General features: G+C 72.6%; 9 protein-coding genes and 1 riboswitch. Of the genes, 6 read left to right on the top strand and 3 right to left on the bottom strand.

Translation table 11 applies throughout. From position 1 onward, the window contains the following. Window positions 1-195 precede the first annotated feature (195 nt). The 6 genes from HMPREF3086_RS14445 (at window position 196) to HMPREF3086_RS14420 (ending at window position 6,039) form a co-directional block, all read left to right on the top strand. The gene (locus HMPREF3086_RS14445) at window positions 196-1,395 is read left to right on the top strand and encodes an oxidoreductase (protein WP_070722569.1); all 1,200 of its coding nucleotides are present in this window, start codon (window positions 196-198) and stop codon (window positions 1,393-1,395) included. A gap of 65 nt (window positions 1,396-1,460) precedes the next feature. Then, on the top strand, window positions 1,461-1,961 hold the full coding sequence (locus HMPREF3086_RS14440) for a beta-class carbonic anhydrase (protein ID WP_070722567.1): 501 nt from the start codon (window positions 1,461-1,463) through the stop codon (window positions 1,959-1,961). A gap of 88 nt (window positions 1,962-2,049) precedes the next feature. Then, window positions 2,050-2,207: riboswitch (cobalamin riboswitch) on the top strand. A gap of 117 nt (window positions 2,208-2,324) precedes the next feature. Continuing rightward, on the top strand, window positions 2,325-3,323 hold the full coding sequence (locus HMPREF3086_RS14435) for an ABC transporter substrate-binding protein (RefSeq protein WP_070722565.1): 999 nt from the start codon (window positions 2,325-2,327) through the stop codon (window positions 3,321-3,323). A gap of 1 nt (window position 3,324) precedes the next feature. After that, a complete protein-coding gene (locus HMPREF3086_RS14430) occupies window positions 3,325-4,479 on the top strand; it encodes a FecCD family ABC transporter permease (protein WP_109149006.1) in 1,155 nt (384 codons plus the stop codon). Then, a complete protein-coding gene (locus tag HMPREF3086_RS14425) occupies window positions 4,476-5,258 on the top strand; it encodes an ABC transporter ATP-binding protein (protein ID WP_070722562.1) in 783 nt (260 codons plus the stop codon). The genes HMPREF3086_RS14430 and HMPREF3086_RS14425 overlap by 4 nt, the downstream gene beginning before the upstream one ends. Next, window positions 5,251-6,039 (top strand): (2Fe-2S)-binding protein, encoded by a 789-nt coding sequence (locus tag HMPREF3086_RS14420; RefSeq protein WP_083324459.1) that lies wholly within the window; start codon window positions 5,251-5,253, stop codon window positions 6,037-6,039. Before HMPREF3086_RS14425 ends, HMPREF3086_RS14420 begins: the two co-directional genes overlap by 8 nt. A gap of 73 nt (window positions 6,040-6,112) precedes the next feature. Here HMPREF3086_RS14420 and cobA read toward each other — a convergent pair whose 3' ends face one another. The 3 genes from cobA to HMPREF3086_RS14405 form a co-directional block, all read right to left on the bottom strand. Continuing rightward, entirely contained in the window at window positions 6,113-6,928 is an 816-nt protein-coding gene (gene cobA, locus HMPREF3086_RS14415) for a uroporphyrinogen-III C-methyltransferase (RefSeq protein ID WP_070722560.1), read from the bottom strand. Continuing rightward, a complete protein-coding gene (cobF, locus tag HMPREF3086_RS14410) occupies window positions 6,928-7,704 on the bottom strand; it encodes a precorrin-6A synthase (deacetylating) (protein ID WP_070722558.1) in 777 nt (258 codons plus the stop codon). The genes cobA and cobF overlap by 1 nt, the downstream gene beginning before the upstream one ends. After that, window positions 7,694-9,228 (bottom strand): cobaltochelatase subunit CobN (locus HMPREF3086_RS14405; protein ID WP_210401879.1); only part of this gene is annotated, 1,535 nt, incomplete at its 5' end. The genes HMPREF3086_RS14405 and cobF, both read right to left, overlap by 11 nt.

Here is a 9,228-nt window from a genome sequence, read left to right as displayed (position 1 = left end):
CGACGCCCGGGACGCGGTCCGCGCCGCCCGCGGCTGAGGGGGCGCCGGGCACGCGGGCGGCGTCGGCGGAGCGCCACTTCGAGGACCTCCGCGAACACCATTGGCTGGTCTACACTTGACGCCTGTCAACGACGAGAGTGTCCAGATCAGGACTCCGCCTTCGTCGCCACACCGAGAATCACGAGGTCTCACATCATGAATCCGCTGGTCGCCCCCGGTCGTGAAACCCTGTTCCGGTCGCTCGACGTCCGCTCACTGCACCTGGCCAACCGCCTGGTCATGTCGCCGATGACGCGGATGGGCTGCCCGGGCGGACTGCCCGACGAGATCAACCGGGACTACTACGCGGCCCGCGCCGCGGGCGGTACCGGGCTGGTCGTCACCGAGGGCATCGGCGTGGACCACCCCACGTCGGTCGACCACTCCGCGATCCCGCGCCTCGACGGTCCGGAGTCCGTGGCGGCGTGGCGCGTGGTGACGGACGCCGTGCACGCCGCGGGCGGCCGGATCATGGCGCAGCTGTGGCACGTCGGTCCGCTGTGGGGCGCCAACGCCCGCTTCGATCGCGGGAGCCGCGACCGCCTCATGGCGATGCACCCCATGCGTCCGTCGGGCCTGTGGGGTACGCCGGGCGTCACCACGTACTCGGATCGGAGTATCGAGCGCTGGTCGCCGGCGGTGGAGCCGATGACCGAGTCGGACATCGCCGACGTGATCGGCGCCTTCGCCCGGTCGGCACGGTATGCCCTCGAGGCCGGGTTCGACGGGGTCACCCTGCACGGCGGCCACGGCTACCTGCTGGATGCGTTCGTCTGGGCCGATACCAACCGACGCACCGACGAGTGGGGCGGCGACCTGGCGGCGCGGAGCCGCTTCCCCGCAGCAGTCGTGGCGGCGGTCCGTGAGGCCATCGGCGCGGAGGCGCCGCTGTTCTACCGCTTCTCGCAGCACACGCAGCAGGACTACTCGGCCCTCAAGGCCACCGACCCCGACGAACTCGGCGTCTACCTCGGCGCACTCGCCGAGGCGGGCGTCGACCTGTTCGACGCGTCGACCAGGCGCTTCAGCGATCCGGCGTTCCCCGACCTGGAAGGTGACGACGGCGAGGTCACCCTCGCCGGGTGGGCCCGCAGACTCACGGGTAAGCCGGCGGGCGCCGTGGGCGGCGTGGGGATCGGGACGTCCCTGCGCGAGCAGAAGTCGGGCAAGGCGGCCGTGGCGGCGGACAACATCGATTCGGTCGTGGAGCGCATGGAGCGCGGCGAGTTCGATCTCATCTCCATCGGCCGGATGCACCTGGCTGATCCGGCGATCGCCCGGGTCCTGCGCGAGGCCGAGCCGCTTCCGGAGTTCGACCGCGAGGTGCATGAGGCGCCGCTCCGCGCCCCGGCCTGACAACGGTTCCCGCCGTCGCGAGCCGAACCCTGGCGGGCCCGGCCGGCCGGGACTAACCTGCGGCCATGACCGTCACCGATGAACTGCTCGAGGCCGCCAAGGCCTATCAGTCCGACTTCGACAAGGGCGACCTGCCCATGCCGCCCGGCAGGAAGGTCGCCGTCGTGGCCTGCATGGACGCTCGCCTCAACCCGTACGGCCTGCTGGGCCTGACAGAGGGCGACGCCCACGTCATCCGCAACGCGGGAGGGGTCGTCACCGACGATGTCCTGCGATCGCTCACCATCAGCCAGCGACTGCTCGGGACCGAGGAGATCGTCCTCGTCCACCACACGGACTGCGGGATGCTCACCTTCCGGGACGACGACTTCAAGGATCAGATCCAGTCCGACACCGGCTTGCGGCCGCGCTGGGCGCCCGAGTCGTTCCCGGAGCCGGAGGCCGACGTCCGCCAGTCGATCGCCCGCGTGGAATCCGACCCCTTCCTGCTGCACAGCACCGCGGTGCGCGGTTTCGTCTACGACGTGTCCACCGGCGAACTGCGTGAGGTCCAGCGCGAAGAGTAGCCCGCCCGGCACGGCCGTCGACGACTCCGGCGTCATCCCACCGTTGAGGCGGCGCTGGCCGCCGACGCAGGTGGCTGGGTGGGAGACGACTACCTCCGCGCGGCGCGGTGTGCCTATGCTCGACATGAACTACCGACTTCCGGACGCAGGGAAAGACCGGTGAGAATCCGGCGCTGACCCGCAACGGTGTGCCGCTACCACAAGTGGCGGCGAGCCCGATCGCCTGCCCGGAGGCCTGACTCCACCAGTCATCGCCGAGGTCTGCGATCCGGGGTCCTGTCAGGTGACGTGGCGTCCTCGACGCCAGCCGTCCTGCGGGTCTGCCGTGGTCGTCGACCACACGACACGATCCGAGGTCTGATCATGTTCCGTCACCACCCCAGAACCGCGCTGGCCGCGCTGCTCGTGAGCGGCCTGGCGCTCGCCGGCTGCTCCCGGGGCGAGGCGCTCGAGAGCGGTGGCGCGGCCGAGCCCTTCGCCAACCCGGTCACCATCGCCAACTGCGAGCGCGAGGCCACCTACACCGAGCCGCCGCAGCGCATCATCTCGATGAACGACCACGTCACCGAGACCCTCATCCAGATGGGCGCAGGCGACCGGATCGTCGGAATGGGTTACGGCGATCAGAACGACGTGCTGCCCGAGGTCGCCGACCAGTTCCACGCCATCCCGTCGCTGGCCGAGGAGTACCCCACCTGGGAGCAGATCGTCGACCTCGAGCCCGACCTGGTGGTCGCGGGCATGCGCAGCGCGTTCGACGAGAAGGAGGGCCGCAGCCGCGACGCCCTCGAGTCCGCCGGTATCAACACGTTCCTGTTCTCGGAGTACTGCGGCAAGGGCTTCCCCGACCTGTCGATGCTCGAGACGGACTTCTCCCAGCTCGGTCGTGTCCTCGGCGTCGAACAGGGGGCACGTGACCTCACCGATCGGATCCGTGGGCAGGTCGAAGACGTCCGCGCCACACTCGACGCCGCGGGAGTCACCGGGACGCCGACGTTCTTCTACGACAGCGGCGAAGCCGAACCCATGACGATCGGCGGGGTGGGCATCGGCCAGCTCATCGGCGAGTACGCCGGCGCGGACAACATCTTCTCCGAGGGCGACAAGCCGTACCCCAAGACCACCTGGGAGGTCCTCGGCGAGCGCCAGCCGGAGGCGATCGTCGTGCTGGACTACGGCCCGACCAGCGCGGAGGACAAGATCGCCTACCTGCGCGCGCAGCCCATCATGGCCACGACGCCGGCGATCCGGGAGAACCGGATCGTGGTGGTGCCGCTGGCGGACTTCTTCGAGAGTTCGCGCATGGCGACCTCGGTGGAGACCATCGCCCGCGAGCTGCACCCGCACGCGTTCGGGCAGTGACATGACGTCGGTAGCCGAGAAGCCCGATCGCCGCGAGGGCCGCCGCCCGCCGGCCCGGGCAGGGGCCGACCCCGCCGTCGTGTCCTCCTCCGACATAACGGACCCCGCCGGCACCGCACCCAGCGGCCGCCGGCCCCTCGCGCTGATCTGTCTGCCGCTGCTGGCCGTACTCGTGGTCGCGATCGCGGCGGGCGTCTCGCTGGGCTCGGTGTCCATCCCGTTCGGGGACGTGTGGGCGATCGTGGCGCACCGCCTCGCCCCGGGGTTGTTCGAGCCGTGGTGGACCGACGCCCGGGAGGCGATCGTCCTCGAGTCGCGGCTGCCCCGCGCGCTCATGGCGGCGGCCGTGGGCGCGTCCCTGGCGGTGGCGGGCGGCGTCGCGCAGGCGGTGACCCGCAACCCGCTCGCCGACCCGTACCTGCTCGGGGTCTCCTCGGGCGCGGGCTTCGGCGTCGTCGCCCTCACCGTCCTCGGGGTGGGCGCCGGGATGTGGGGCGTGTTCACCCTGCCCATGGCCGCATTCGTCGGCGCGCTGCTCCCGCTGGCCGGGGTGGTGCTCGTGGCCCGCCGCGCCCACGACACCACCGCGATCGTGCTGGTGGGGGCGGCCATGACGATGGTCTTCGGTGCGCTCAACACCTTCACGCTGCTGGTCCTGGGCGACGACCACCAACTCGGCACGGTCATGCGGTGGCTGGCCGGAGGGTTCGGCGACGCCGGATGGACGATGGTCTGGGCGCCGATCGCGATCCTCGCCGTCGCCGGCACGGTGGTCATGCTGTGCAGCCGCCACCTGGACCTTCTCCTCACCGGCGACGACGGCGCCACCGCGATGGGCGTCAACGTGCCGCGCTTCCGGATCCTCATGCTGCTACTCGTCTCGCTGCTCACCGCGGGCGCCGTGGCGGTGTCGGGGACCATCGGGTTCATCGGCCTGCTCATCCCGCACCTCGCGGGTTTCCTCACGGGCCGGACGTCCGCGCGCCTGCTGCCCACCGCGGCGCTGCTCGGCGCCCTCGCCCTGGTCCTGGCCGACATCGCCGCCCGCTCGGTGCGCGAGGGCACAGAGCTGCCGGTCGGCGTCATCACGGGCGTCGTGGGCGGGCCCGTGTTCCTGGTGATGCTGTGGCGCCGCTACGGGAGGGCGTCGATATGACCACCCTCAGCGCGGACCGTGTCTCCGCCCGCCTGGGCGGCCGGCAGATCCTCGACGGCGTCGACCTCAGCGTCACTCCCGGTCTGGTCACGGCCCTGGTCGGGCCGAACGGCAGCGGGAAGACGACCTTGCTGCGCGCGTGTTACCGAGCGCTGCCCACCACGGCGGGTCACGTCACCATCGACGGCGCGGACATCACCTCGCTGCGCCGCCGCGCGCTCGCCCGCGCGGTGGGGGCCAGCACGCAGGAGCCGGTCTCGCTCGGCGGCATCACGGTCCGCGAGTCGGTGCGCCTGGGCCGGACGGTCACCCGCGGGTTGTTCGAGCCGCTGGACACCGACGACTCCGCGGTCGTCGAGAGGGTCCTCGCGCGGGTCGGGCTGACCGAACTCGCCGACCGCGATGTGCTCGCCCTGTCCGGCGGGGAGCGGCAGCGGGTGTCGATCGCGCGCACCCTGGCCCAGCAGCCCGAAGTCCTCCTGCTGGACGAGCCGACCAACCACCTCGACCTCCACCAGCAACTGTCGGTCCTGGCGCTGTTGCGCGAGCTCGCGGCCGGCGGCCTGGCGGTGCTGCTCACGCTCCACGACCTGCGCATGGCCGTCGAGTACTGCGATGCCGTGGCCGTTCTACACCGCGGTCGGCTCGTCGCGACGGGCTCGCCGGAGGAGGTCCTGGACGCCGCCGTGCTGCGGGAGGTGTTCGGCGTGCGCGGCCAGGTGCGGGCGGGGTCGGACGGTCGCCGAACGCTCGACGTGGTGGGGCTCGCCGATGCGTGACGGAGCGGTGGGTGGCGCGAGCGTGGGTGGCGGGCCGGGGGGTGACGACGGCGACGACGACGAGCTCCGCGCCCCCGGGACCGTGGCGGCAGCGTACGCGGGCGCCTCGACCCTCCTCGGGGACTTCGCCCGCACCATCGAGCACGGCTCGACCGTCCTGCCCGGCGCGGTGCTGACGGACCCGCGGTGGCTGGCCCGGCGGGTGGAGGACACCGGCCGGCGCTGGAACCATGACGATCCGCGGGTGAACGGGACGTTGTGGTGGTATTCGGCCAGCTCGACGCTGGTCGCGGCGCCGCTGGCGATGCTGCTCGCCACCGGACGCGCGCCCGATCCCCGCCCGGGGCGGCTCAGCGTCTCGCTGCAGCCGAACGGCTATCTCCGGTCGGCGCGGTCTGATCGACTCCTGCCGTCGGCCGCGGCCTTCGCCGACGCGCTGGTGGAGGCCCACTCGGGGGTGATCGCCGCCCTCGCGGAGGTCTCGGGCGCGGCACCGCGGGCGTTGTGGGCGATCGCGACGGATTCCATCGCCAACCGGGCGCTCGAGGCGGGCCGCGCTGCGGGCGACGAGGACCGCGGCGGCGAGCTCGCTCGCGCCGTGTGTCGGCCGCCGCTACTTCCGGCCCGATTCGTCGACGTGGAGGGCCCCGACCGGACACGGCGGTTCGTCCGCCGCGGCTCGTGCTGCCTCATCTATGTGGCCACCGACGGCGGCAAGTGCGCGAGCTGCCCGCGACGAACCCCCGAGGACCGACGGACCGAGCTCCTCCGGCGGGCCTAGCTTCTCGAGCGACGACCACCCCGTGCCGATTGGAGTCACCTGTCGAACTCCGGAGCCGGGTGCGACCCCAGACTCAGGCGAGAGGCAATCCGGGCACCAGATCCCCCGCCAGACCGGCGACCGCGCCGATCACCGTGATCGCGGGTGGCGCGACCTGCGCCTCCGCGGCCTGCCGCGCGATCGTCGCCAGCGTGCCGTGCAGGATGCGCTGGGCCGGGGTCGAGCCGTTCTCGATCAGCACCGCCGGGGTGTCCGCGGGCATCGTCTCGGCCAGCAGTTCCGCGGTGATCGCGGGGAGGGTCGTCACCGCCATGAGTAGCACCAGGGTCGTGCCGGAGCGAGCCAGCGCCGCATAGTCGAGCGTCGACTGCGGGTGCCCGGGCGGGACGTGTCCGGAGATCACCGACACCCCCTGGGCCAGCCCGCGGTGGGTGGCGGGCACCCCGGCCAGGGCGGGAACCGAGAACGCCGAGGTGACGCCCGGGATCACCGCCACCGGCACCCCGGCGGCCGTGCACGCGAGGTGCTCCTCGGCGCCGCGACCGAACAGGAAGCTGTCGCCGCCCTTGAGTCGCACCACCGTGCGGCCGCGCCGGGCCTGCTCGACGAGGATCCGGTTGATCTCCTCCTGCGGGGTCGCGGGACCGAACGGCACCTTGCCCACACCGATCACCTCGATGCCTGGGTCGAGCTCGTCGAGGATCGACACAGGTCCCAGGCGGTCGGTCACCACCACGTCGGCGGTGCGCACGGCCTCGAGCCCGGCCACGGTCATCAACCCCGGGTCACCCGGCCCGCCTCCGACCAGCACCACCCGGCCCGGGCACTGCCCGCCGCCGTCGGCCCGGTCGGCGCGATCCTCGCCGGCCGCCGCATTCTCCACCGCCATCAGGCCGTCGTCCCTTCTCCGCGTCGCAACAGGTACACATCCATCACCCAGCCGTGCTCGGCGCGCAGCCGCTCGCGGTGCCCCCGCAGCTCGGCGAGCACGTCGCCGACGCGGCCGGCCACCAGCGTCTCGCCGGCATCGCCGAGGTTGCCGCCCCACCAGATCCGCCAGTCGGCGAACTGGTCGAGCGGCAGGTCCGCGTTGAGCATCACCACCACGTTGTCCGCGCCGGCGGCCACGGCCTCGTGCAGCCGCCGCCCGGTGGTGACGGTGACGGTGCCGCCGATCTCGTGCAGCACGATCCGGTGCCGCGCGGCCAGGACCTGCAGCGCCGAGATCCCCGGCAGCACCTCCACGTCCAGCGCCAGGCGGCCGCGCTCGGCGATCCGGTCGAGAATCCGAAGCGTCGAGTCGTAGAACGCCGGGTCGCCCCACACCGGGATCGCCACGTCGCCGGGCCGCGCGGCCATCGCGCGCTCCCACGCCAGTGAGCGCGCCTCGTGCCAGTCCAGGACCACGCCGCGGTAGTCGAGCGGGGTTGAGGTCGACGACGACGAGCGCTCCCTCTCCGGATCAGGCACGCCCACCAGCTCCACGTCCGGTGCGTGCCGGGCGAGCAGCCGCGCCCGGAGATCGACCAGCGCGTCGGCCGGGCCCTTCACGGCGGCGAGGGCATACGCGCTGGCGCGCAGGGCCTCGGCGGCTTCGATGGTGATCTGGTCGAGCCCACCGGAGCCGATGCCCACCACGCGCACCCGCCGCCTGTCACTCGCCATGGGAGTCCTCGAGGTCGCCCTCGACGTCCAGGTACACCTGCCGCATCCGATCCATGACCTCCGCGTCCGGCTCGGCCCACATGCCGCGGTCGGCGGCCTCGGACAGGCGCTCGATCATCCCGCGCAGCGCCCACGGGTTGGACTGGCGCAGGAAGTCCTGCGTCTTCTCGTCGAGGACGTACTCGCGGGCCAGGGTGTCGTACATCCAGTCCTGCACCACGCCGGCGGTGGCGTCGAACCCGAACAGGTAGTCCACGGTCGCGGCGAGTTCGAACGCGCCCTTGTAACCGTGCCGCTGCATGGCGGCGATCCAGCGCGGGTTGACCACCCGGGCCCGGAACACCCGCCGGGTCTCCTCTGCCAGGGTCCGGGTGCGGATCGCGTCCGGGGTGGTGGAGTCGCCCACGTACGCGCGCGGCTCGGCGCCGGTGAGCGCACGCACGGTGGCGATCATCCCGCCGTGGTACTGGAAGTAGTCGTCCGAGTCGGCGATGTCGTGCTCGCGGGTGTCGATGTTCTTGGCGGCGACCGCGATGCGCCGGTAGTTGATGCGCATGTCGTCGGCGGCGGGCACCCCGGCCAGGTCGCGGCCGTAGGCATAGCCGCCCCAGCGGGTGTACACCTCGGCCAGGTCGCGGTCGTCGCGCCAGTTGCCCGCCTCGATGGTCTGCAGGATCCCCGCGCCGTACGACCCGGGCGCCGAGCCGAAGATGCGGGTGGTGGCCCGCCGCCCATCGTGGTGCTCGGCCAGGTCGGCGCGGGTGTGGGCGGCGACGTAGTTGAGCTCGTCCGGCTCGTCGAGCTCGGCGACCATCCGGACGGCGTCGTCGAGCATCGCGATGACGTGCGGAAACGCGTCGCGGAAGAAGCCGGAGATCCGGACCGTCACGTCGACGCGCGGGCGCCCCAGCTCCTCGGTCGGGATCACCTCGAGGCCGGTGACGCGGCGGGAGGCCTCGTCCCACTCCGGGCGCACGCCCAATAGGGCCAGCACCTCGGCGATGTCGTCGCCCGAGGTGCGCATGGCCGAGGTGCCCCAGATCGACAGCCCCACCGAGGCCGGGTAGGAGCCGGTCTCCTCCAGATGCCGCTCGAGCAGCGAGTCGGCCATGGCCTGGCCGGTGTCCCAGGCCAGTCGAGACGGGATCGCCCGCGGGTCCACGGTGTAGAAGTTCCGCCCCGTGGGCAGCACGTTGACCAGGCCCCGCAGCGGGGATCCCGAGGGGCCGGCCGGGATGAACCCGCCGTCCAGTGCGTGCATGACCGCGTCCAGCTCGTCGGCCGTGCCGGCCAACCTCGGTACGACCTCACGGGCGGCGAAGCCGAGCACCTGCGCCACCTCGTCGTCGTCGCCCCCTAGACCGTCCCCACGGTCCCCGGCGTCACCGGACGCACCGGCCCCACGCATCTCGGCCAGGACCTCGGGCACGGCGGCCACGTCCCAGTCGCGCGCCTCCATGGCCTCCACCAACGCGCGCGCCCGCGCCTCGACGCGGTCGACCTCCTCGGTCGGCGCGCCCTCGG

Source organism: Dietzia sp. HMSC21D01, from assembly GCF_001815995.1.
GTDB lineage: Bacteria > Actinomycetota > Actinomycetes > Mycobacteriales > Mycobacteriaceae > Dietzia > Dietzia cinnamea.
Note: the sequence above shows the minus strand (reverse complement) of the source record. Positions and strands in the feature narration are given on the sequence as shown.